Here is a 22,658-nt window from a genome sequence, read left to right on the forward strand (position 1 = left end):
AAGAGTTTCATTTTGGAGAAATATAAGCATGGATGTTTTTAGAACACTGATACCCTCCCGGGGGGAAAGCGCCGTGGCGCTGGGGAATTTCGACGGGCTGCACATCGGGCACCGGAAGGTGGTTTCCCTGGCCTGCGGCGGCGCGGCGGAAGGACTGCTGCCGACCGTGCTTACCTTCGCGGAAAATCCGCGGATGGATTTGGGCGGCGGCGCCGGGGGCCGGCTGCTTTCGCAGGAGGATAAAATCGCCCTGCTGAAGGAAATGGGCGTAAAGCAGCTGTATATTCTGGAATTCCACACGGTCAAGGATCTGACGGCGGAGGAATTCGTGGAGCAGGTTCTGGTCGGCCGCCTGAAGGCAAAAAAAGCCTGCTGCGGGTTTAACTTTACGTTTGGGCGCGGCGGCAGGGCCGACAGCGCGGCGCTTTCCTCCCTGTGCGGGGAGCGCGGCGTCGGCGTGTCGGTCGCGCAGGCCGTGCTGGTGGACGGAACGCCCGTCAGCTCCACGCGGATCCGCGGGCTGATCGAAAGCGGGCGCGTCGACGACGCAGCCCGGCTGCTGGGCCGCCCGTTCGGTTACCGGATGCCCGTGCGGCACGGAAGAAGGCTGGGGCATTCGCTCGGAACCCCGACCTTGAACCAGGAGCTGCCGGAGGGGTTTGTACGGCCGAAGTTCGGCGTTTACGCTTCTAGGGTTTCGGTCGGGGAGGAAAGCCATCTGGGCGTAACCAACGTGGGGGTCAGGCCGACGGTCGGCTCCGACCGGCCTCTTTCGGAAACCTGGATGCCGGAGTACCGGGGCGGCGAACTGTACGGAAGCTCCGTTCGCGTGGAGCTGCTCCGCTTTCTGCGCCCGGAACAGCGGTTTTCCACGCTGGAGGAGCTGCGGCGCGCCATAAAGCGCGACGGCGCACGGGCGGGGGAGTATTACCGCAGACCGCTGCATACGGCGGAGTGATTTTTTGATTTACAAATAAGTGACGCTGTGTTATAATAAAAAACCATGGAACCCCTTTCCCGGATCAGGGGGAAACGCCCCGTGTGCGGGGATTTCACCGGCCCTGTTCTGAGAATGCGGGAAATTTATAAAAAGGTGGAACAGGAAATGCTGAAAGAAGAAAAGACCGAAATTATCAAGCAGTATGCGCTGCACGAGGGAGACACCGGCTCGCCGGAGGTTCAGATTGCGATTCTCACCAACAGAATCAACGCGCTGACCGAGCATCTGAAGGCCCACAAAAAGGATCACCATTCCCGCCGCGGACTTTTGAAAATGGTCGGCCAGAGAAGAAATATGCTCAATTACCTGATGAAGAGCGATATTACCCGGTATCGTGTCATCATTGAAAAATTGGGAATCCGCAAATAATTTAGAAATCCAGGGCAGGCGGTTCTTGTTACCGCCTGCCTTTAGGCTATTTATGAGATTTCTCCGGAAAGTGGCAAACACGGGAATTTAGCAGTGAAACGGACGCCCGGCGAGGCCGGCGGGGCGCCGGTTTTATTGCTAAATCAGCCGTACCTGCCCTCCGGAGCAGAAACGGAGGAGAATTCATTCATGTTTGAAAAATTCAAAGTGTACAAAACGGATTTTGCCGGCAGGCCGCTTGTGGTGGAAACCGGCAAGATGGCACAGCTTGCGAACGGCGAGTGCCTGGTGCGCTACGGCGAAACGGTGGTTCATGTGGCGGCCACGGCTTCCGCAAAGCCCCGCGACGGCGTGGACTTTTTCCCGCTTTCCGTCGATTTTGAGGAGAAGCTCTATTCCGTCGGCAGGATTCCGGGCTCTTACATCAAGCGCGAAGGCCGCCCGACCGACAAGGCGATTCTGACTTCCCGCGTGATCGACCGCCCGATCCGCCCGCTGTTCCCGAAGGACATGCGCAACGACGTTTCGGTCGTCTGCACCGTGATGAGCGTCGACCATGACTGCCAGCCGGAAATCGCCGCGATGGTCGGCACATCCATCGCCCTCAGCATTTCGGACATCCCGTGGAACGGCCCGATTTCCGGCGTTTCCGTCGGGTATGTGGACGGGGAGTTCGTCATCAACCCGAACAGCGAGCAGAGAAAGAGTTCCAAGATGGCCGTGACGGTCGCTTCGACCGCCGACCGCATTGCCATGATCGAGGCGGGCGCCGAGGAGATTCCGGACGACGTGATGTACAACGGGATTATGGCCGGGCACAAGGCGAACCAGGCGATCATCGAGTTTATCAATTCCATCAAGGCGGAAATCGGCAAGCCGAAATTCTCCTACCCCAGCAACGAACCGGACGAGGACATGCTCGAGGCGGTCAAGGACTTTGCGATCGACGACGTCCGCGCCGCGCTCGACACCGACGACAAGAACGTCCGCGACCAGCGGCTGCAGCCGGTCTATGAAAAGGTTCATGAAAGATTCGACCCGATCTACCCCGACCAGCAGGCGAAGATCGACGAGTGCATGTATAAGACGCAGAAATATGTGGTGCGACGCTGGCTTTTGGACGAGCAAAAGCGCGTCGACGGCCGTAAAATGGACGACATCCGCCCGCTTTCCGCGGAAGTCGGCCTTCTGCCCCGCGTTCACGGCTCCGGCATGTTTACCCGCGGCCAGACGCAGGTGCTCACCGTCGCTACGCTCGGCCCCATGAGCGACGAGCAGACGTTCGACAGCATCGACGAACAGGAAACGAAGCGTTATATCCACCAGTATAACATGCCGTCCTATTCCGTCGGCGAAACCAAGCCCAGCCGCGGTCCGGGCCGGCGCGAGATCGGCCACGGCGCCCTTGCCGAGCGCGCGCTGCTGCCGGTGATTCCGTCCGTCGACGAATTCCCGTATACCATGCGCCTTGTTTCGGAGGTCCTTTCGTCCAACGGCTCCACCTCGCAGGCATCCATCTGCGGCTCCACGCTGGCGCTGATGGACGCGGGCGTCCCGATCAAATCGCCGGTCGCGGGCATTTCCTGCGGACTGATTACCGAGGGCGACCGCTGGATGACCATGGTGGACATTCAGGGCGTTGAGGATTTCTTCGGCGACATGGACTTCAAGGTCGCCGGAACGCACGCGGGCATCACGGCGATCCAGATGGATTTGAAAATCAACGGCCTGACGCCGGACATGGTGAGGGAAGCGCTGTATAAGACGCATAAAGCCAGGGATTATATCATCGACGACGTGATGCTCAAGGCGATTCCGGAACCCCGCAAAGAGCTTTCCAAATACGCGCCGAAGATGCTTTCCATTTCGATTCCGCTCGAAAAGATCCGCGAGGTCATCGGCTCCGGCGGAAAGGTGATCCAGAAGATCTGCGCGGAGTGCGACGTCAAGGTGGATGTGGAGGAGGACGGGCATGTGTATGTGTCCGGCATTGACCTCGACAACTGCAAGCGGGCAATCAGCATTATTGATACGATCGCGAACGACCCGGAGCCGGGCTCCATCTATAACGGCAAGGTAACCCGGCTGATGGATTTCGGCGCGTTTGTAGAAATCGCGCCCGGCAAGGAAGGTCTGGTGCATATCTCCCAGCTGGATGTCAAGCGGGTGGAAAAGGTGACGGACGTCGTCAATATCGGCGACGCGGTCATGGTCAAGGTGCTGAATATCGATGAAAAGGGAAGGCTGAATCTTTCCCGGCGCGACGCTTTGATCGAGGTGGAGGGTCTGGTTCCCGAAAATGATCCGGAGCCCCGCCCGTTCCGCAGGCCGGCCCCGCGGCGCGACGACCGCGGCCACTCCGGCTCGAAACCGAATTACGGAAAACCAAGGCAATAAAATTAAACGGATAAAAAGCGCAGTCAAAGGCTGCGCTTTTTATACTATTTCATGACAGTCATGCTTTTTTTATTCAGGTTCTTGAATTCCTTCAGCAGGATTTTGAGAATTTCCTCCTGGTTCATCGTCAGCCCGTCGATCTGTATCAGTTTTCGGTTTTCCAGCCCGAGAATGTAGTCGGCGGAAGCACCGTAAAGGATGGATAGTTTGACCAGAACTTCTAAGGATGGGGTTTTAATGTTATTTTCATAGCCACTGATCGTGGTTTTGGAAAGATTCAGGCGCTTTGCCACCTGAGTTTGGGTTAGATTTTTGCTTTCCCGCAGCTCGCGAAGACGATAGCCAAAATCAAAAATCATAATATCAGCTCCTTGACATGAGTTTACTCGATAATTGTACACTTTAAGAGAACAATTCAGTGTATCTATTAACCACAGAGTGAATTTTTGCTTAAATGTAATAAAAAATATTTTAGATTGATTGCGGGTTCCATATTGTGCAATGCCATTTTTGTAAAACCTGTTCAATCCAGTACAAAATTATGATATAATCGGAGCGAAAAGGAAGGGAGTGGAAAGCGGAGCCATGTCCTCTGTTACACAGGCAAAGCGGATCGTCGTTAAGGTTGGGACTTCCACGCTGACCTATGAAAACGGAAAGCTGAATCTGCGCAGGATTGAGCGCCTCTGCAAGGTTTTAAGCGACCTGCAGAACTCCGGAAGGGAAATGGTGCTGGTCACCAGCGGCGCGATCGGCGTCGGCGTCGGCAAACTCGGCCTGCGGGAACGCCCGCGGGAAACCGAAAAGCGGCAGGCGGTGGCGGCGGTCGGCCAGTGCGAGCTGATGTTCATCTATGATAAATTTTTCGGCGAGTATAACCGCACGGTCGCACAGGTCCTTTTGACCGGCGACGTGATAGCGAGCGAAAACACGCGCAAAAACACAGAAAATACATTTCAGGAACTGATCGGGATGGACATTATCCCGGTGGTCAATGAAAACGATACCGTGGTTGTGGATGAGCTGGTGGGAAACCAGATCGGCGACAACGACACGCTGTCGGCGATCGTGGCCCGGCTGATCGGAGCGGACCTTTTGATTCTTCTGACCGACATCGACGGGCTTTATGACGACAACCCGTCGGTAAATCCGAACGCAAGCCGAATTCCGGTTGTGCCGCAGGTGACGGACGAGATCCGCGCCTTGGCGGGCGGGGCGGGTTCCAGGCGCGGAACCGGCGGAATGCGCACCAAGGTGGACGCCGCCGATTTCGTCAATCAGGCGGGGATTCCCTGCTGCATTATGAGCGGCGCTTACCCCGAAAAGCTGTACGACCTGTTTGAGGGAGCGCAAATTGGGACAGTTTTCGGAAGAAAAAACGGTTAGAATAAAGGAAAGATCACAGAGCGCCGTCAGGCGCGAAGGAGAAGACAATGACTGCTTTGCAGGAAATGGGAAGAAGGGCGAAAGCCGCCGCCCGCGAGCTTGCCGCCGCCGGGGAGCTGAGGCAAAAGGCGCTTTTCGCCATGGCCGGGGCTGTGGAGGATTCCAAGCAGGAGATTCTTTCCGCCAACCGGCTGGATCTTGATCAGGCGGAGCGGGACGGGATGAGCGCGCCGCTGATGGACCGGCTGGCCCTGTCGCCGGACCGGGTCCGGAGCATGGCGGACGGCATTCGCTCGGTCGCGGCGCAGGCCGACCCGGTCGGGCAGGTGGTGTCAGGCTTTCTTCGCCCGAACGGGCTGAAAATCGAAAAGGTGCGCGTTCCGATCGGCGTGATCGGCATGATTTACGAAGCCCGCCCGAATGTGACGGCGGACGCGGCGGCGCTTTGCCTGAAGGCCGGCAACGCGGTCATCCTCCGCGGCGGAAAAGAAGCCCTGCGCTCCAATCAGGCGATCGCCGGCGCAATGCGCGGCGCGCTGGAGGACTGCGGCCTGGACCCCGACTGTGTTCAGCTGGTGGGCGACACCTCCCGCGACTCCGCGGCGGAAATGATGCGGCTCACCGGGTATCTCGACGTTCTGATTCCGCGCGGCGGGCAGGGGCTGATCCGGTCGGTCGTGGAAAACTCGCGCGTCCCCGTCATCCAGACGGGCGCCGGGAACTGCCATGTGTATGTGGACGATTCCGCGGACGTCGGCATGGCGGCGGAGATTATCTTCAACGCCAAGACCTCCCGGCCCTCCGTCTGCAACGCGATCGAAACCATTCTGGTTCACCGGGATATTGCGCAGCGGGCGCTTCCGGCCATTCAAAAGAGGCTGGACGAAAAGCATGTGGAGCTGCGCGGGTGCGAACGAACCAGGGCGATTCTGGGGGACGGCGTCGTTCCCGCGACGGAGGACGACTGGGCCGCCGAGTATCTGGATTACATCCTCGCCGTTCGGGTGGTCGACAGTATGGACGAGGCGATCCGCCATATCGCCCGCTATTCGACCGGACACAGCGAGGCCATTGTGACCGACAGCTACGAAAACGCCAGACGGTTTACCGCAGCCGTGGATGCGGCCGCGGTTTACGTCAACGCTTCCACGCGGTTTACCGACGGGGGCGAGTTCGGGCTTGGGGCGGAGATCGGAATCTCCACCCAGAAGCTGCACGCCCGCGGCCCCATGGGCGCTTTTGAGCTGACTTCCTATAAATTTATTGTGACCGGCAGCGGGCAGATTCGTTAGAAAGAGGGTGGAATCCCATGGAAAAAAATAAGAAAGAGCAAGGTCCGGAATCCTACTCCGCGGATTACCGCTCATCCTTTGCGGGCGGAGAAAAAAAGGCTCCGCCGCCAAAGAAAAGCCGCCGGCCTCCTTCCGCGCACGGCACCGTGCCGGAACCCTCCCCCGCGCGGCGCGCCAGACTGGAAAACGACACGGAAATCGATGATTTTCTGCCGGAGAACGACACCATCGACGACGAACGGCTGCTGACCAAATGGGACGACGGCATGGGCGCGCAGACACCGGAAAAACCGAGGCCGAAACGGAGCGGCCGCAACCGTTACGGAATCTTTGTCGGATCGCTGGTTCTGATTCTGGCGCTGGTCGGCGTCGGATTTCTTGCGACGGAGATCGGAACCAAAATCCATTCCGCTTTGACGGACGACAGCAAGCTGCGCGCGTACGACCAGTTCCTGACGGTAGCCGTCGCGCAGGACCCGCAGCCGTTTTCCTCGCCGGAGGAGGCGGACCCGGATTTCGTGCTGAACGCTTCCCTGTGGCAGTGCATGACCAGCGACAGCGCGTCGGGCTACACCGATTACGACGACGCGGGCAGAACGCTTGTCCCGCTCGGCGATGTGGCGGACGCCTGCCACCAGCTGTTCGGGCCAAACTGCCAGCTGCAGCCGAAGAATCCCACGGAAGAAACCTTCTATGAATATGATTCCCAGAACGCGCAGTTCCATGTGGCTCTGTATTCGCTTGACAGCACTTATACCCCATATACCGAAGAGGCGAGGAAAAAGGACGACATGGTGCTTCTTCGGGTCGGGTACGTCGCGCCCAGCGACGAAACCCGGGCGCAGTCGTCGGGCCCGGCCTCTTCCAATGTGACGCCGAAACCCGTAAAACACATGGAATACGACCTGAAGACGGACCCAACGACGCAGCAGCAGTATATTTACGCGGTCAAGGCGCTGCCGGAGACATGAAAAAACCGGGCGGGGCTTCCCGTTTAGGCCCGTCGGCCCGGGGATCCCTGCCCGGGGAGTGATGCGCAGCGGTTATGTTGCAAGATACATCAGAGCGAAAATCAGTGCCGTATCCGCCTTTTCTTCCAGCAGAATCAGAAGAAGAACCCAGATCAGCGTGCGCTCGTTGTCTTTCAGAAGCGAGTCCAGCAGACCGGAGGCCAGGTGATCCGCCGGCTCCTCGGGGCCGGGCGGCGGCTGGGAGGGCGGCGGAACCGGACGGTCCTGTTCGCCCGCGGAAGGCCGTTCCTCATAAGGACGCGGCTGCGGCTCGGAAGGGCGGTTCCCGGCCGGACCGGGGGCCTCGAAGGGCGAAAGGTGCGCCCTTGCCTGCATTTCCCTTGCGCGGCGGACGGCATCCTCCTGAAGGCTCTGAAAGCTATATGAATCTCCGTTTCGGTTTCCTGGCATGGTTCACCTCATAAAAGCCCGCTGCCCCGGATGAGAGGAAGCATTCGGACAATCTGCATCAGCCGAATCGCCTCATCCAGTTTCTTTCTTTTATCCTCGTTTAAAAAGGGCCGCAGCGACCGCAAAAGCCGCGTGCTGTCGTCTTCCTGCCGGAATTTGGAGATCATGGGCGCAAGCTTCATGATCATCCGCATGGAATCCTGGTCCAGGCCGTCGGGCGTCCGGTTGTCCTGCACGGCGGGAAGCGGTGCCCCGCCCGACGGGGAAGAGGGCGGAGGCCCCGTCCCCCCGCCCAGCATACCCGCCAGATTCTTGATTTTCTCCATGCTTTCCGGGTTCTTTAAAATGTCATTCAGCATGGAGGAGAGGTCTTCCATTTATTTTCCTCCCTTGAATTGGCGGATCAGGTCCTGCGCCTCCCGGGAACTCAGAATTTTTTCACAGGCTTCTTTATCCGACAGAAGAGATTTTACCCGTTCCTGGTCCTGCGGACCCAGCTTGCTCATCAGGGTTTCCAAAAGCTGATTGTTGCCCGAATTGTTTTGCATAACATCACCCCGCAATATCTTTATGCGATGCCCGATTAATATATGCCCGTCCCGGCAGGGCGGTTCAGGAGGTCTTTTCATGCGAATTCTGGTTGTATCCGACACCCACAGGGACTCCTTTTCCCTTCGGGCGGCGATTCTGAAGCAGCCAAGGGCGGAGGTTGTCATTCACCTTGGGGACGGAGAGGAGGAGGCCGCCGACGCAAAGGACAGCTTTCGCGACCGGATGTTTCTGATGGTGCGCGGAAACTGCGACTGGGGCAGCACGCTGCCCGACGAAGGGTTTACCGCGCTTGGCGGAAAAAATATTTTCTATACCCATGGTTATACTTACAATGTAAAGTACGGCATTTACAATGTTGTTTCCGCGGCGCGCGGCCGAAAGGCGGATATTCTTCTGTTCGGCCATACGCACACGGCGCTGACCGAGTACCGGGACGGACTGTATATCATGAACCCGGGCTCTCTCTGCGGCAGCGCGGGGACCTATGGAATTCTGGACATTACCCCCGCGGGGATCGTGACCAATATTCTGAAGGTCTGACGGCTGCTCTGTAACAGAATATGCCGAATCAGAACGGAAAGGAACAAGGGATATGAGTGAATATGAAAGATGGCTGAAAAACGCGCTGGATGATCCGGACCTGACGGAGGAGCTGAAATCGATCCGCGACAAGCCGGAAGAAATCAACGACCGGTTTTACCGCGACCTGGAATTCGGCACCGGAGGCCTGCGCGGGGTGATCGGCGCGGGAACCAACCGCATGAACATCTATACGGTGCGCAAGGCGACGCAGGGGCTTGCGAATTACCTGAAAAAGCACTCGGAGCATCCCAGCGCGGCGATTGCCTATGACAGCAGGATCAAATCCGACCTGTTCGCGCGGGAAGCCGCGGCCGTGCTTGCCGCGAACGGAGTGACCGCGCATCTCTATCCGCAGCTTTCCCCGACCCCGACTCTTTCGTGGGCGGTTCGCACTCTTCACTGTGACGCGGGCATCTGCGTGACGGCGAGCCACAATCCCGCAAAATACAACGGATATAAGGTTTACGGCGACGACGGCTGCCAGATTGCCCTCAAAATGGCGGACGACGTGCTTGCCGAAATCGAAAAGCTCGACGTGTTCGGCGACGTAAAGCGCATGGACTATGACAAGGCGCAGAGCGAGGGCATGATCCGCCCGATTCCGGACGAGGTGACCGACCGGTTCCTCGACGAAGTGATGAAGCAGCGCGTCTTTCAGGAGCCCTGCGGCGGCCTGAAGGTTGTCTACACGCCGCTCAACGGCACCGGGCGCGTCTGCGTCACGCGTATTTTGAAAATGATCGGCGTGGGAGAAGTGACGGTTGTTCCGGAACAGGAGTTCCCCGACGGAAACTTCACCACCTGCCCGTTTCCGAATCCCGAAATCCGGGAGGCTCTGCAAAAAGGGCTGGAGCTGAGCGGGAAAGTGCGGCCCGACCTACTGCTGGCAACCGACCCGGACTGCGACCGGTGCGGAATCGCGGTGAATCAGAACGGAAAATTCGTCCTGATGTCCGGCAACGAGGTCGGCGTCCTTCTGCTGGACTTCATCGCGCGCAGCCGGAAGGATCAGGGGACGATGCCGGAGCGTCCCGTCGCGGTGACGACCATCGTCAGCACGGATATGGCGGCGCCCGTTGCGAAAAAATACGGAATTGAGCTGCGGCGCGTTCTGACGGGCTTTAAGTACATCGGCGACCAGATTGCGCTTCTGGAACAGGACGGCGGCGCGGACCGCTACCTGTTCGGGTTTGAAGAAAGCTACGGCTACCTGTCCGGCGGCTATGTCCGCGACAAGGACGCGGTCGACGCGGGCATGCTGATCTGCCAAATGGCCCAGTATTACAAAAAGCGGGGCAAAACGCTGGTTGACGCGATGGAGGAGCTGTATCAAGCCTACGGCTACTTTGAAAACGCGCTGATGAATTTCGGCTTTGAGGGCGAGGACGGAATGATTCAAATGGGAAAGATCATGGACACCCTGCGAAAAAGAGCGCCCGCCGAAATCGCCGGCTGCAAAGTATCCGGCTGGAGCGACTACGAGGCGTCCGTGACGAGCGGCGGCGGGAAAATCGACCTGCCGAAGTCCAATGTCCTGGAATACCGGCTGGAAAACGGGGGCAAGGTCATCATCCGGCCCAGCGGGACCGAGCCGAAAATCAAGGCGTACCTTTCCGCGCGGGGAAAAACGAAAGAGGAATCCCTTGCGTTGATTGAAAAATTGCGCGGCGCGGTCCCGGCCCTGATGAAATAAAAAATCAGTCAGGAAATAATTGACAGAAACGGATTTATAGGGTAAACTAAAATTGCATATACAGAGCCCGAAAATGTTCGAAAACGGCGCGGTGCATTTGCAGTTCTCCAATACGGCAGGTCTGTATATCCAAAAAGGCTGTTGCAAAATGATCATTTTGCACAGCCTCTTGTTTCGTCATCAGCCGTCCGTTTTTTGGCCTGACCGGAAAGGATTCCTCTGCCATGCAAAGACCGAAACTGAAATTGCGTTACGGCCTTTTGGACAAATTGCTACAGTTCTTCTCCTTCCTTGCCGTAATCGGGCTGATTGCCCTGACGGTTTCCGCGTTGCCCGTTCTTCCCGCAACGATTCCGACCCATTTCGGCGCGAACAAAAATCCTGACGGCTGGGGCGGCAAAGGCTCGCTGAAGCTTTGGGGCGGAAGCGAATTTTTGACCGGTTGACAAACAGACGGAAAAAAGTGATAATAATAAGGACAGGCTTACCGGCGCTTTCGGCCCTGGCAGACCTTATTGTTATGAAAAGGCGGATTAAAATATGAAAAAAATATGGATTCTTGCGGCCGCGGCCGCTTTTATGATGACGGCAACGGCATGCGGAGCCGGCGATGTGGGCGGAGCTTCCTCAGGAGCTTCGTCGTCCCAGGCGTCCTCCTCCAGCAGCGGGCCCACCGTCGCGCAGTCGAGCGTTGAGGACAGCTTGAAGGGACTGGAGAAATATCTGACCGGGAACGGGGTTCTTTCCGGCGACGCGGCTGAAATGCGCGCGGACGTCATCGGGGCGAAAGCCGGGGGAAGATATCAGTTTTCCTATAACGGGAAAAATAATGTTACCGTTGAGCTTTATGAATTCGACCCCAGCGGCCTGAACGGAGCCGCAAAACAGGTGCTGGACAGCGTGAAGTCGAGCGGGCAGTTTACCCTGATGGGGCAAAAAATTACCGCCGTCCTTTCGGACAGCGGCAAATACCTGATGATCTACCAGGACACGGTCGCAAAGGATGAGAACAAGGCTTATGCAGACAAGGTGACAAAGCTGTTTAAGGAATTTAAAAATTCATAACGGCAAGCAGAAAAAAGGGAACCGCGGCGCCGCCGCGGTTCCCTTTTTCTTATTTTGAGGCTCAGTCTTCAAATCTGCCGCAGCACTTTTTGTATTTCTTACCGCTGCCGCAGGGGCACGGGTCGTTGCGCCCCGGCTTCTTGCCTTTATGCATGGGCGTGTGGGACTGCCCGGCGGTGTCCGCCCCGGCGGCGCCGGTCGGCTTCGCGACCTGTTCGCGCTTCGGTTCCTCCTGCGTGCGAATCTGTACCGTCAGCATCATGCGCGCGGTATCCTCGCGGATGGTGGCGATCATATTGTCGAACATGTCGAAGCCTTCGAGACGGTACTCGACGACGGGATCCTTCTGGCCGTACGCGCGCAGCCGGATTCCCTTCTGGAGCTCCTCCATCGCATCGATGTGGTCCATCCACTGGGTGTCGACGTTTTTCAGCAGCACCACGCGTTCCAGCTCGCGCATGATTTTGCCGCCGAACTGTTCCTCGCGCTTTTCATAGATTTCGTGCGCTTTCTCAATCAGATCGTGCGCCACGTCCTCCGGTTCCAGCCGGACCTTTTCCTCATCGGTGTAAACAAGGTCTTCCGGCCCGAGCAGCCAGCCCATGTAGCGGTCGCGCAAGCCGTTCAGATTGCGGTTTTCCGGCTCCGCGTCCTTCGGCATAAAGCGGGTGACCTGATCCTCGATCGCCTGGTCGATCATTTTCAGAACCTGCTCTTTCAGGTTTTCTCCGTTTAAGACCTGATCGCGCTGACTGTAAATAATTTCACGCTGACGGTTCATGACGTCGTCGAATTGAAGAACGTTCTTGCGGATTCCGAAGTTGCGTCCCTCAATTTTGCGCTGGGCGCTTTCGATGGTGTTCGTCAGCATCTTATTTTCAATCGGAGTGTCCTCGTCCACCTTGAGGCGTTCCATCATCGCGTTGATTCGGTCCCCGCCGAACAGGCGCATCAGGTCGTCCTCCAGCGAGATATAAAACCGGCTCATGCCCGGGTCGCCCTGACGGCCGGAGCGGCCGCGCAGCTGATTGTCGATGCGGCGCGATTCATGGCGTTCCGTGCCGATGATGTAAAGGCCGCCGGCATTCTTGACTTCTTCGGCCTCTTCTTTCGTCTGTTCCTTGTATTTTTCAGAAAGCTGACGGAACGTTTCGCGCGCGTTCAGGACTTCTTCGTCGTCGGTTTCGGAGTGCGCGTCCGCCTCGCTGATGAGCTCTTCCGAAATACCCTGTTTGCGCATCTCGGCTTTTGCCATGTACTCCGGGTTGCCGCCCAGAACGATATCCGTGCCTCGGCCGGCCATGTTGGTCGCGATGGTCACGACGCCCTTGCGCCCGGCCTGCGCGACGATCTCGGCTTCCTTTTCATGGAACTTGGCGTTCAGAACCTCGTGCTTGATGCCCGTCTTGTGCAGCAGATGGCTCAGCTCTTCCGACTTTTCAATCGAAATCGTGCCGACCAGAACCGGCTGCCCTGTTTTGTGGTGTTCCGCGATGTCTTCGATGACCGCGTTGAATTTCGCTTTCTCCGTCTTATAGACCACGTCCGGCAGGTCCTTTCGGACCATCGGCTTGTTGGTCGGGATCTCGACCACGTCCAGCTTATAGATTTCGCTGAACTCGTCCTGCTCGGTCATGGCGGTTCCGGTCATGCCGGAAAGCTTGTCGTACATGCGGAAATAATTCTGGAACGTGATGGTCGCGAGCGTCTTGCTTTCGTGCGCGACCTTGACGCCCTCCTTGGCCTCGATGGCCTGGTGCAGGCCTTCGTTGTAGCGGCGGCCGTACATCAGGCGGCCGGTGAACTCGTCGACGATGATGACCTCGCCGTCCTTGACGACGTAATCGATGTCCTTGCGCATGACGCCGCGCGCCTTGACGGCCTGGTTAACATAATGCTGGATGGAAATATTGTCGGCGTCGGTCAGGTTGTCGATTTTAAAGAAAGCCTCCGCTTTTTTCACGCCGGACTGGGTCAGCGTGGCGGTCTTGGCCTTTTCATCCACAATGTAGTCCGCGTCCTGATAAAGCTCGTCGTTGTCTTCCTTTTCGTTTAATTCGGCAACCCGGACGCAGCTCAGCGATCTGGCAAAATGATCCGCGACGGTATACATCTCGGTAGACTTGTCCCCCTGGCCGGAGATGATCAGCGGCGTTCTCGCCTCGTCGATCAGGATGGAGTCGACCTCGTCGACGATGGAGAAATTGTGCCCGCGCTGTACCTTTTCCTCTTTGTAAATCACCATGTTGTCGCGCAGGTAGTCGAACCCGAACTCATTGTTCGTGCCGTAGGTGATATCAGCGTTATATGCCTGCTTGCGGGCCTGATTGTCCAGATCGTGCACGATCAGCCCGACGGAAAGACCCAGATAGCGGTAAATCTTGCCCATCCACTCCGAGTCGCGGCGCGCCAGGTAATCGTTGACCGTGACAATGTGGACTCCCTTTCCGGAAAGCGCGTTCAGGTAAGCGGCCAGCGTCGCCACCAGCGTTTTTCCTTCGCCTGTTTTCATTTCCGCGATTCTGCCCTGGTGCAGCACGATGCCGCCCAGAACCTGCACGGGGAAATGCCGCATACCCAGAACACGGTCCGCCGCTTCCCGGCAGACCGCAAATGCGTCGGGCAGAATCTCGTCGAGGGTTTCGCCCGCCGCGAGACGTTCCTTTAACGCGGGGGTCTGCGCCTTGAGTTCTTCGTCCGAAAGCGCCCTGTATTTTTCTTCAAGATCAAGCACCTGGTTGCACAGGGGCTGAATCCTTTTCAGTTCCCTTTTGGAATAGTTGCCGAAAAATACGGTTAAAACATTCTTCATCCAATTCACCTCAAAAGTATTGGCCGCCGCAAAAGCCGAAACCGGCTGATTTTTGTTATTCCTGCTTATTATAGCATAGCGGCGGCGAAAAGGGAAGCGGATTTAAGCGGCAAATAGGCTTGAAAGAGAAAGAAGCGGGAAGGCGGGACGCGCGGCTCCCCCTGCCTTTCCGCATTTCAGGCCGACGGGCTTTTCCGGGCCGCCGGCGACGTCTTTCGCGGCTTTTGAAGCTTTTTGCGAACCGTACCGACGACCAGAATCAGAATCGGCAAAACAACCTGAAACGGGAGGGCCAGAATCACATAAATTTCTTTAAAACCAAAAACCTCCGACGTGTTTGAATCGAGCAGGGCCGAAAGGGTCAGGAGAAACAGGCTGAGCGGAGCGACAAACGGCTCGCTGTCCCTGTACCCGAACAGCCGGGTGACTCCTTCGCAGGAAGAGAAAACAAGAACCGCGAACTTGATAAACCCGGCCAGCAGCAGATTGATGCCGATCAGCACCTCGATCCTTGTGAAAAATTCGCCCAGCTGAATCACACTGACGCATTCGTAGGAAGGAAATGTGGCGACGGAGTTGTAATATCCGAGGACAAGGATGTTGCGGACGACCGCCGCGAACAGAAAGCCGAACCCCAGTAAAACCCCTTTTACCATGGTGGGGAAAACCTTTTCAATCCGCCCCGAGACCCCGAACATGGGCAGGCAGGCCACAAGCTCGCCGTAGGGAAGGGTAAAAGCGGACATGAGCCCTTTCAGGAAATCGGACGGCTTTGATTGAAGGATCGGCCTCAGATTGCTGAAATCCATATCTCTGAACGAAAGCAGAAGCGTCAGGATAATCGTAAAGTATAAAAAGGGCAGTACGAACTTGCCGAGCCGGGTCAGCACATAGAGACGGTTGCTCAGCGTATAAACGGTAACGGCGACAATGGCCGTCGAAATGCCGACCAGCGGCGTTTGCGTCATATTCACAAGATGCACGAATTCGGAAAAAGTCCTGAGAACCTGCCCGCCCAAAAGGAGAAGATAAAAAAGGTAAAGAGCGCAGATTGTCAGACCGACCGGTCTGCCCATCGCCCGCAGCACGTTGCGGTAAAAATTTTGCCCGGGGTAGAGCCGAAGAATTCCCGCATAGACCCACGCGAGCGGAATCATCAGAGCCACGGCGATCAAAATCACAATCCAGGTATCCTGCTTCGCGCTGGTATAGCCGCTCGAAATCACCGAGCTGCCCATCAGAAACAGCGCGATCGTGCTCTGCATTTGCTTTTCTGAGATATCCGTTTTGTTCATGGCACATTCCTCATCATGAAGTTTGTTTCCTGCGATGCTCAAAAGGCTTTAGTTTTCCTGCGGCCTGGGCGGAGGCGATTCTTCGTTTTTCACATCCGGACTTTTTCCATGCTTTTGCGGCTTTGAAAACTTTTTCCGCACGACCCCTACGATCAGGACGAGAACCGGAAGGAACACCTGAAACGGCAGGGTATAAACGGACATATATTCCATCCAGCGGAACATTTCCAGGGTATTGCCGACCAAAAGACCCGAGAGGGTCAGAAAAAGCAGCGCACACGGCGAGACCAGCGGCTCGTAGTCCTGAAGGCCCAGTGTTTCGCTCAATGCGTCGCAGGCGGAGAACAAAAGAACGCAGCATTTGAAAAAGCCCGCGAGCAGAAGATTGATGCCGATCAAAACTTCGACCCGTGTAAAGAAATCCCCAAGCTGCACCAGACTGACGGATTCGAAAGACGGAAACTGAAAGACGGAAACGGAATAGCCCAAAGTCAGAAAGTTGCGCAGGTTTGCCGAAATCAGAATCACAAATCCCAGAATGACTCCCTTGAGCATGGTGGGGAATATTTTTTCCTCCCGGCTCAGCGCCCCGAACATGGGGGCGCAGACCAGGATTTCACCGTACGGCACCGCCAGGGCGGAAAGGACTCCCTGAAAAAGGTCGGACGGCTTGGAATTCAGAATCGGCATGAGATTGCTCAGATCCATATTCTGATAAGAAAGAACGATCGTAATGACGACGGTGATAAACAGAAACGGAAGCATAAATTTGCTGATTCTTGTCAGGACATAAAGCCGGTTGCTGAGCACATAGACCAGAACGGCGACTATGACCGAGCTAATCACGATGGTGGGCGTTGTCGTCATGCCCGCAATATGGATAAATTCCGTGAAAACCCGCATTACCAAGGCGCCGAGGTGAAACGTGTAAATAGTAAAAATCAGGCAGACCACGGTTCCGGCGGGCCGGCCCATCGCGCGCAGGATGTTTTGGTAGTAATTTCTGCCGGGGTACAGATTCAGAATCCGCGTGTGCACCCACATCAGGGGGATCGACAGGATCACCGCGATAATGATACAGATCCAGGTGTCCTGTTTCGCGGGGGAAGAACCGCTTTTTACAAGAGAGCTTCCGATCAGAAACATCGCGACGGTCGCTTCCATCTGTTTTGCCGAAACATCTGTTCTTTGCATGGCTTTCCCTTCGATTCAATGGATTTGATTCATAGTCCCTTTCCGGGTACAGGCTCAGAATTGGCCGAATGGGCCCAAAGAAGCGGTATCGTTAAAACCCCAGCAGTCGGAATACAAATCCAGGCTTCCCGCCTCGCGCCGGTGCAGCCGCGGTGGACGGAGCGCTTCCGGCCAGAAACAGCGCGGCGGCGCCCGACGTCCGTTTTCCGGCGATATCCGTTTTGCTCACAGCGCAGTCCTCATTTTACAAAGTTGGATAGAAATTTCATTAAAACAGACGAGATGCTGGGGATTTGAACGCCTGACGCAATCAAAATATTCAGAATCAGCACAGCCGCAAAGATAGGAATCTGAAGGACGTAATAGCAGAATTCCTTTTGAAGATAGGTTCTGCGCAGGGTGAGAAAAGCCAGGACCAGGAATAGGGGCAGAAAGACCATCAGATACGTCATGTCAGTCACCCACTTTCGGCAGGCTCAGGCCCGTGTTTTCTATTTTAACCTCCGCGTTGACCTTGACTTTCATGGCCTTGAATATCCGATCCCAGCTTTTGCTGAGCTTATTCCAATCATTTGGACTGCTCTGGTGTATTTTGCTGCCAAAGCCGAATATGTCGCTGTCGAAGCGCTGCTGTACATTCTTAACATTGCTTTCAATTTCGAATTCCAAAGTTTTTTCCGCGTATTTTTCCACCTGCGCTAGGCCGATTTTCGAAAGAAAATCCGTTTCATTGTCCTGTTCGGCATAGGCGGCCCGCATTTTTACATTGATTTCCACACTTGCCGACTGCCCGGATACGGACGGCTTTACGGTTGTTTTGCTGTCGATGATTTCGAGGGTGACGTTCGTCGACCCCGGGGTCGGCCCGGTCACCAGAAGCCCGCCCTTGATCTTGTCACGAACATAGTTATAGTATCTGTCCTGGTTCGGACTCAGCCAGCCGATCTGCTTGTCTTTTTTAAAAACGGCTCCCCCCGAAAGCTGGACCGTATCCCCGTCCACCTCCGGCTTTTTTTCAATCGCCGGCAAGACCAGCTCCAGTCCGTCCGAATTCAGGATGTTTGTGACTTCATAAAGCTGAAGGCTGGTCGGACTGCCGTAAAAGCCGGTGCTTTCTTGCAGGGTGCTGGCAATCTGAAAAGAAAGAAGCTGGACGGATTGCGGCTTCACCCGCAGGATCTCCTCGGCGGTTTTTTCCTTGGAGACCAGAACGCTCAGGGTGAGCCTTGGCTCCGCGTCGCGTTGCATCCAGTCCAAGACGGACCGGAGACCGTCTTTGGCAATGTCGCTGCCGACAATGAGAACTTTGCAGTGGCTGAAATAAAGCTTTTTGTCCGATTCCCGCAGCGTGCTGCGGACCGCGTCGAAAATCGTGTTTCCGTCCTCATTCAGCAAAAGCGGTTCTATCTGCTGGCTTTTTCCCGAGCCGCTCATTTTTACGCACTCAAACGTCACATGGTATTTGTACCCGTTCTGCCCTTTGTCGATCGCCATTCCCGCAACAATGGAGTACGCTTCCAGTTCGTGGTAATCCCAGCAGCCTGAAAAAATAAAAAGGATGATCGCCGCTTCCAGAATCACGATCATGGTTTTCAGAACTTTTTTCATTTGGGTTTCTCTCCTCCGCCGGACTGTCTGACCCGGTTTCCGCTCAGGAAACGGGGCCGCCTGACCATCGTCCACCACGGCGCGCGGACGTAGATGTCCTTATAGCTCTGAAGACCGCGGGTGTAAATATCCGACATGATCGGAACGCCGAAGGAAGTCATGCCGAACAGTCCCGTCAACAAAACCATAAGACCCAGAAGCAATCCGTAAAGGCCCAGAGTGCAGGCGCACAGCAAAAGGAAATAGCGGTGGATGATGATATATCCCTTGAGCCGCACGACCATGAGCCCGCAGATGCCCGCCATGGCTACGACGATGATGATCGGCGCGCTGACGATTTTGGCGTCCACGGCCGCCTGCCCGATGACCAGCGCGCCGACAATGCTCAGCGTCTGCGCCATCACGCCCGGCATTCGGGTTCCGGCCTCGCGGAGGATTTCAAAGACGATCAGCATCATGACCGTTTCCAGCGCCGTGGGGAACGGAACGCCCTGACGGGCGGCGAAAATGCTCAAAAGCAGCGGCGTTGGCAGCATCTCCTGATGAAACGTGACCATGGCGACATAGACCGCGGGCAGACACAGCGAGAGCACAAACGCAAAAATCCGAAGAATTCTGTCGACGGAGGAAAAAATATAATGAATATAATAGTCCTCGTCCGCCTGAAAATGCTCGATAAAAAGATGAGGAACGGTCAGCACCATCGGCGTTCCGTCCAAAAACAGGGCGACCCGGCCCTCCAGCAGCTTCGCGGCCACCACATCGGGCCGTTCCGTGCTGCCGACGGTTTTGACCGCGGATAGGGGCGAGTCTTTAATGTTTTCCGAGATGTAGTTGGTGTCGAGCGTCCCGTCGATGTCGATTTTTTCCAGGCGGCGCTCCAGTTCTGTCAGCACGTTGCGGTTTACGACGCTGTCCAGGTAGCAGATGCAGGCCTTGGTTTTCGTCCGCTTTCCGAACGTCAGAAATTTGAATTTCAGGTCCTGCGACCTGATTTTGCGCCGCACCATGGAAAGATTGGTCAGAATGGATTCGTTGAAGCCCTCCCGCGGGCCGCGGATGACGCGCTCGCCCTCCGGCTCGGCGATGGAACGCAGCGTAAAGCCCTTTGTGTTCAGAATCAGGGCCTGCGGGCATCCCTGTGCCAGAAGGATCGTGTCGCCGTAGACAATCCCTTGAATCAGTTCCTCCACCGCATCCGTTTTTTTTACGTCGTTGGAAAACATGGCCTGCAGCTGAATGGTGTCGAGCAGCGTCGCGTCTTCGTCCGGCTTGAAAACGAATTCCAGAAGCGGACGGATGACGTCCTGATTCATCAGCCGGTTGTTCACCATGCCGTCCGTATAGACGAGACAAAAACGCAGGGTTTCCTTTCCCCTGCTGTTTTCCAGATCCCTGAAAATCAGCGTGTCGTCGTTGCTGAACAGATTTTTCAGGTAAAGGACGTTCTGCTCCAGCTTGTCAGACGGGAGCTTAGCCCCCGCAAAGCTGTCTGAAGAGCCCATTGCCACTTCCCCTTTCCCTGGGTATTTGTCAGGCAAAATTTGCCGATGCGCTTATCGTTCCCGATGAAAAGTAGAATATTCACAGGTTTCGCCGTCCCGTATCAGTCAACAATAATCTATAATCATGGTAAATTTGAATCTTGCCCGCGGGGAAAACGCGCTCTAAAATAAAGACAGAAAAAGAAGCTGCTGCAGGAGGATTTTTATGAAATCGAGCGATACCGGAAAAGTATTGGGGGAGAAGAAATTCCGTGAGACTTTGAAAGAGCGTTACGGCGTCGGGGAAGAGCGGGCCGAGACGTGCCGGCTCCGCCTGCTCCGCGCGGTGGAAAAATTTGAGGAGCTTTTTGGCGCGGACCGCGAAATCCGCGTTTACAGCGCGCCGGGCCGCACGGAGATCGGCGGCAACCACACGGACCATCAGGGGGGCGCGTTCTCGCGGCCGGCGTCGATCTGGACGCCGTCGGCGTGGCAAGCGCCGGCGGCAATGGGATCACGGTGCATTCGGAGGGCTTTTCGCCGGACCGGCTGAACCCCGCCGAGCTGATGCCGAGGGCGGGGGAGGAAGGCTCTTCCGCGGCGCTGATTCGCGGTATCTGCGCGGGCATGGCGGCGCGGGGCCGCAAAATCGGCGGGTTTCGGGCCTACACGCAGTCGGACGTGCTGCCCGGTTCCGGCCTGTCGTCCTCCGCGGCGTTCGAGGTCCTGATCGGAAGAATAGCGGACGATCTTTTCGGCAGCGGCGACGCGGACCCGGTTCGGATCGCGCAGATCGGGCAGGACGCGGAAAACCGTTATTTCGGCAAGCCCTGCGGATTGATGGACCAGACGGCCTGCGCCGTCGGCGGCTTTGCGATGATCGACTTTCAGGACGCGAAGCAGCCCGCCGTGGAGAAAATTCCGTTCGACTTTTCCGGCTGCGGATACCGCCTGTGCATCATCGACACCAAGGGAAGCCACGCGGGACTGACGGCGGATTACGCCGCGATTCCGGAGGAAATGCGGCGGGTGGCCGCCTGCTTTGGAAAAACGCTGCTGTCGCAGGTTTTGGAAGAAGAATTTTACGCGGATCTTGCGCGGGTCCGCAGTCAAACGGGCGACCGCGCCGTGCTGCGGGCGATCCACTTTTTCGGCGACAACCGCCGCGTGGCACAACAGGCCGCCGCGCTGCGCGAAAACCGGTTTGCGGATTTTCTGGCCCTGGTGCGCGAAAGCGGGCGCTCTTCCTTTATGTATCTGCAAAACGTCTACTCCCCCTCCCGCGTGGAAGAGCAGGGCGTCGCGCTCGGCCTCGCGCTGTGCGAGCGCCTGCTTTCGGGCTGCGGCGGCGCGTGGCGGCTGCACGGCGGCGGCTTTGCCGGAACGGTGCAGGCCTATGTGCCGAAAAAAGAATTCGACGGATTCCGCCGCGAAGCGGAGGCCGTATTCGGCCCCGGCTCGTGCGTGCCGCTCGCGGTGCGCACGGCGGGCGCGATTCGGATTTTATAATGCAGAGAGAATCAAAGGGGAATGTAACATGGCGGAATTGAGATGGGACCCGTTTATAAAAGACTGGACAATGGTGGCGGGAAACCGGCAGGGCAGGCCGCAGATGCCGAAGGACTGGTGCCCGTTCTGCCCGTCTTCGGGCAACGTGCCGGAGTACGAGGTCATGAAGTACGACAACGATTTTCCCGCGCTTTCGACGTCTCCGGGCGAGCCGGACCCCGTCGGCACGGAGTTTTTCAAAACCGCACCGAATTACGGCAAGTGCGAGGTGATCCTCTATTCGCCGGAACACCGCGCGCGGATGACCGATCTTTCCGACGGGCATATGGAAAAACTGGTGAACCTGTGGTGCGAGCGCTTTGAGGCGCTGCGCGCCGACCCGAAGATCAAATACGTCTTTATCTTTGAGAACCGCGGCGAGGCGGTCGGCGTGACGATGCCGCACCCGCACGGGCAGATTTACGGGTATCCGTTCCTGCCGAAGAAGCTCGCACTTGAAACCGGCTCCGCAAAGGAGTATTATGAACAAAACGGACGCTGCCTTTTCTGTGATTTTTTACAGAAGGAGACGGAATTTGAAAAGCGCGTGATTTTTCAAAACGAGAATTTCACCGTTCTGCTTCCGTTTTTCAGCGCATATCCCTACGGCGTCTATCTTCTTTCAAACGCCCACCGGCAGTACATCACCGACTTTACGCCGGAAGAGCGGCGCGCGCTCGGCGTGACGGTGCGCTCAACGGTCGGGATGCTCGACGGTCTGTTCGGCTTCCGGTTCCCGTACATGATGTGCATGCACTCCGCGCCGGTCAATCTGGGCGACTATTCGAAGGATTTCCACTTCCACATTGAATTCTATCCGCCGATGCGCAGCGCGGAAAAATCAAGTACAACGCTTCCAGCGAAACGGGGGCCTGGGCGGCCTGCAACCCGACCTGCCCGGAGGAAACGGCACAGGAGCTGCGGCAGGCCTATCGGAGGTATCTGACCGAAAAGGAGAGA

Annotated in this window: 24 protein-coding genes; 13 read left to right on the plus strand and 11 right to left on the minus strand. The window is 56.7% G+C overall.

Features of this window, described 5'->3' with window-relative positions; all coding sequences use genetic code 11:
* Window positions 1-28: 28 nt before the first annotated feature.
* The 3 genes from ribF (at window position 29) to HCR03_RS12530 (ending at window position 3,766) form a co-directional block, all read left to right on the plus strand.
* Window positions 29-958 (plus strand): riboflavin biosynthesis protein RibF, encoded by a 930-nt coding sequence (gene ribF / locus HCR03_RS12520; RefSeq protein WP_187034484.1) that lies wholly within the window; start codon window positions 29-31, stop codon window positions 956-958.
* A gap of 147 nt (window positions 959-1,105) precedes the next feature.
* Window positions 1,106-1,369, plus strand: coding sequence for a 30S ribosomal protein S15 (gene rpsO, locus HCR03_RS12525; protein ID WP_066647119.1), 264 nt, complete (start codon window positions 1,106-1,108; stop codon window positions 1,367-1,369).
* A gap of 189 nt (window positions 1,370-1,558) precedes the next feature.
* Entirely contained in the window at window positions 1,559-3,766 is a 2,208-nt protein-coding gene (locus tag HCR03_RS12530) for a polyribonucleotide nucleotidyltransferase (protein WP_083210154.1), read from the plus strand.
* Window positions 3,767-3,810: 44 nt separating this feature from the next.
* On the opposite strand, the gene HCR03_RS12535 is transcribed toward HCR03_RS12530, so the two are convergent.
* Window positions 3,811-4,125: a helix-turn-helix domain-containing protein gene (locus tag HCR03_RS12535; RefSeq protein WP_066646992.1), complete on the minus strand. Its 315-nt coding sequence runs from the start codon at window positions 4,123-4,125 to the stop codon at window positions 3,811-3,813.
* A gap of 226 nt (window positions 4,126-4,351) precedes the next feature.
* Between HCR03_RS12535 and proB the strand changes: the two genes are divergently transcribed.
* From proB to HCR03_RS12550, 3 genes are read left to right on the plus strand one after another with little or no spacing between them, the layout of a single operon-like run.
* On the plus strand, window positions 4,352-5,152 hold the full coding sequence (gene proB / locus HCR03_RS12540; protein ID WP_066646990.1) for a glutamate 5-kinase: 801 nt from the start codon (window positions 4,352-4,354) through the stop codon (window positions 5,150-5,152).
* 47 nt (window positions 5,153-5,199) lie between these two features.
* Window positions 5,200-6,444, plus strand: a complete 1,245-nt coding sequence (locus HCR03_RS12545) for a glutamate-5-semialdehyde dehydrogenase (RefSeq protein ID WP_187034486.1) — start codon at window positions 5,200-5,202, stop codon at window positions 6,442-6,444.
* A gap of 17 nt (window positions 6,445-6,461) precedes the next feature.
* On the plus strand, window positions 6,462-7,415 hold the full coding sequence (locus HCR03_RS12550) for a hypothetical protein (protein ID WP_187034488.1): 954 nt from the start codon (window positions 6,462-6,464) through the stop codon (window positions 7,413-7,415).
* Window positions 7,416-7,487: 72 nt separating this feature from the next.
* Here the strand turns inward: HCR03_RS12550 and HCR03_RS12555 are convergent, their stop codons facing one another.
* The 3 genes from HCR03_RS12555 to HCR03_RS12565 are packed head-to-tail and all read right to left on the minus strand — an operon-like array spanning window position 7,488 to window position 8,413.
* On the minus strand, window positions 7,488-7,865 hold the full coding sequence (locus tag HCR03_RS12555; RefSeq protein WP_066646981.1) for a hypothetical protein: 378 nt from the start codon (window positions 7,863-7,865) through the stop codon (window positions 7,488-7,490).
* A gap of 8 nt (window positions 7,866-7,873) precedes the next feature.
* A complete protein-coding gene (locus HCR03_RS12560; RefSeq protein WP_066646977.1) occupies window positions 7,874-8,242 on the minus strand; it encodes a hypothetical protein in 369 nt (122 codons plus the stop codon).
* The gene (locus tag HCR03_RS12565) at window positions 8,243-8,413 is read right to left on the minus strand and encodes a hypothetical protein (RefSeq protein ID WP_156991014.1); all 171 of its coding nucleotides are present in this window, start codon (window positions 8,411-8,413) and stop codon (window positions 8,243-8,245) included.
* Between the two features lie 79 nt (window positions 8,414-8,492).
* Between HCR03_RS12565 and HCR03_RS12570 the strand changes: the two genes are divergently transcribed.
* The 4 genes from HCR03_RS12570 (at window position 8,493) to HCR03_RS12585 (ending at window position 11,757) form a co-directional block, all read left to right on the plus strand.
* Window positions 8,493-8,957, plus strand: a complete 465-nt coding sequence (locus HCR03_RS12570) for a metallophosphoesterase family protein (protein WP_066646974.1) — start codon at window positions 8,493-8,495, stop codon at window positions 8,955-8,957.
* Window positions 8,958-9,009: 52 nt separating this feature from the next.
* Window positions 9,010-10,692: a phospho-sugar mutase gene (locus tag HCR03_RS12575; protein ID WP_187034490.1), complete on the plus strand. Its 1,683-nt coding sequence runs from the start codon at window positions 9,010-9,012 to the stop codon at window positions 10,690-10,692.
* A 224-nt stretch (window positions 10,693-10,916) separates the two neighbouring features.
* Window positions 10,917-11,138, plus strand: coding sequence for a DUF1648 domain-containing protein (locus HCR03_RS12580; RefSeq protein ID WP_187034492.1), 222 nt, complete (start codon window positions 10,917-10,919; stop codon window positions 11,136-11,138).
* A gap of 94 nt (window positions 11,139-11,232) precedes the next feature.
* Window positions 11,233-11,757 carry a hypothetical protein gene (locus HCR03_RS12585; RefSeq protein ID WP_156991015.1) on the plus strand — a complete coding sequence of 175 codons (525 nt, stop codon included), beginning with the start codon at window positions 11,233-11,235 and terminating at the stop codon, window positions 11,755-11,757.
* A gap of 61 nt (window positions 11,758-11,818) precedes the next feature.
* Here HCR03_RS12585 and secA read toward each other — a convergent pair whose 3' ends face one another.
* The 7 genes from secA to HCR03_RS12620 form a co-directional block, all read right to left on the minus strand.
* A complete protein-coding gene (gene secA, locus HCR03_RS12590) occupies window positions 11,819-14,569 on the minus strand; it encodes a preprotein translocase subunit SecA (protein ID WP_066646947.1) in 2,751 nt (916 codons plus the stop codon).
* Between the two features lie 176 nt (window positions 14,570-14,745).
* Window positions 14,746-15,864, minus strand: a complete 1,119-nt coding sequence (locus tag HCR03_RS12595) for a GerAB/ArcD/ProY family transporter (RefSeq protein ID WP_187034494.1) — start codon at window positions 15,862-15,864, stop codon at window positions 14,746-14,748.
* A gap of 48 nt (window positions 15,865-15,912) precedes the next feature.
* Window positions 15,913-17,058: a GerAB/ArcD/ProY family transporter gene (locus tag HCR03_RS12600; protein ID WP_187034496.1), complete on the minus strand. Its 1,146-nt coding sequence runs from the start codon at window positions 17,056-17,058 to the stop codon at window positions 15,913-15,915.
* 91 nt (window positions 17,059-17,149) lie between these two features.
* Window positions 17,150-17,287 carry a hypothetical protein gene (locus HCR03_RS12605; protein WP_156991017.1) on the minus strand — a complete coding sequence of 46 codons (138 nt, stop codon included), beginning with the start codon at window positions 17,285-17,287 and terminating at the stop codon, window positions 17,150-17,152.
* A 10-nt stretch (window positions 17,288-17,297) separates the two neighbouring features.
* Window positions 17,298-17,510 (minus strand): hypothetical protein, encoded by a 213-nt coding sequence (locus HCR03_RS12610; protein WP_187034498.1) that lies wholly within the window; start codon window positions 17,508-17,510, stop codon window positions 17,298-17,300.
* A 1-nt stretch (window position 17,511) separates the two neighbouring features.
* Window positions 17,512-18,666 (minus strand): Ger(x)C family spore germination protein, encoded by a 1,155-nt coding sequence (locus HCR03_RS12615; protein WP_187034500.1) that lies wholly within the window; start codon window positions 18,664-18,666, stop codon window positions 17,512-17,514.
* Window positions 18,663-20,171 (minus strand): spore germination protein, encoded by a 1,509-nt coding sequence (locus tag HCR03_RS12620; RefSeq protein WP_187034502.1) that lies wholly within the window; start codon window positions 20,169-20,171, stop codon window positions 18,663-18,665. Before HCR03_RS12620 ends, HCR03_RS12615 begins: the two co-directional genes overlap by 4 nt.
* Before the next feature lie 205 nt (window positions 20,172-20,376).
* Here HCR03_RS12620 and HCR03_RS19835 point away from each other — a divergent pair, with 205 nt between their 5' ends.
* Genes HCR03_RS19835 through galT form a run of 3 tightly spaced genes read left to right on the plus strand, consistent with a single transcriptional unit; the run spans window position 20,377 to window position 22,644 of the window.
* A complete protein-coding gene (locus HCR03_RS19835) occupies window positions 20,377-20,703 on the plus strand; it encodes a galactokinase family protein (protein ID WP_228724959.1) in 327 nt (108 codons plus the stop codon).
* A complete protein-coding gene (locus HCR03_RS12625; protein ID WP_228724960.1) occupies window positions 20,640-21,659 on the plus strand; it encodes a galactokinase in 1,020 nt (339 codons plus the stop codon). Before HCR03_RS19835 ends, HCR03_RS12625 begins: the two co-directional genes overlap by 64 nt.
* Window positions 21,660-21,687: 28 nt before the next feature.
* The gene (galT, locus tag HCR03_RS12630; protein ID WP_330601001.1) at window positions 21,688-22,644 is read left to right on the plus strand and encodes a galactose-1-phosphate uridylyltransferase; all 957 of its coding nucleotides are present in this window, start codon (window positions 21,688-21,690) and stop codon (window positions 22,642-22,644) included.
* Window positions 22,645-22,658 lie beyond the last annotated feature (14 nt).

Source organism: Caproicibacter fermentans (assembly GCF_014303955.1).
GTDB classification, from domain to species: Bacteria; Bacillota; Clostridia; order Oscillospirales; family Acutalibacteraceae; genus Caproicibacter; species Caproicibacter fermentans.